Annotated in this window: 1 protein-coding gene; it reads right to left on the bottom strand. The window is 50.5% G+C overall.

Annotated features, from left to right (window positions below):
* A partial coding sequence (locus ACR0FE_RS23595) for a DUF805 domain-containing protein (protein WP_480915555.1) occupies nt 1-407 on the bottom strand: 407 nt, incomplete at its 3' end.
* Nucleotides 408-955: the final 548 nt, after the last annotated feature.

Below are 955 nucleotides of genomic sequence, written 5' to 3' on the forward strand. Positions count from 1 at the left end.
CCGGTTACGCCAAGGACGGCCGCAGGTCCTCGCAAGGCATCGGGGTTTTCGGTCCCTTGCTCCAATACCGAGAAGAACGCCACCCCACCCAACATAGCAAAAAGCGTTGTAATGCTGAGCGCCATCGGTAGCAGCAAATACCAGCCAGGTCGTCCTGTATCGTGCAGCCTCCGCCAACCGGCGGCCAGCATAGGTATGAGAACAGTCAGTTGGAAAACAGAGGACAGGACCCGAGATCCTTGCCCTGTTTCAGGGTCAGTCCCAAATATGATTGTATCCAGCACAGCTAAAGCGGCACTCACGAGAACTACAAACAAGAAGAACCACCAGTATTCTGAACGTTTCGCCCGCCCGGAAAACTGGAAGTATTTCGAGAAACACGTCTTAACGGATTCACCAAATCCCATCTTTCAATCCCTTCATTGTTTCTGTGCGGCCTCAGAACGCCTCGCCGAGCCAAAAGATCACATTCGCCCTTATGGACGCTCCCACTTACCTTTTTGTTTGAAAGCAGAAGCCTATCGCACGAAAGCGTAGTGAATTTTACGCGCGGAAAAATATTGATTAATTAAAAATTAGATTCAAACATGCGAATTCGACACAACTTTATTTTACCTCCGTTGTTGTCGTTGCTGCTCGCTGTGCCGAGCCCTTCCGACTGCTTGAGTGAGTGCTGGCGGTTGGAAAGCACTTTACAATGATTGAGCGCTGGGAGGACGCGATGATCAGACTAAACGTACTCGCCCTCTTTCCAGAGTTTGCTCTAGCATTTGCCAGTGACGTCATTCGGCCTTCACACGTTATTGTCGGCCCCGATAGTCAACGAAATATCGTCCCGCCGACCAAGCCCCCCGCGACAAGTTGTTGGGAAGGGAAATCACAGGGTCGAAGTATGTTCCATAGCCTGCTCTGACGCGAGAACTTCAAACAAGCCCATCCAATTTCATTAACTTCA

It is taken from the genome of Ruegeria sp. K7 (assembly GCF_056531785.1).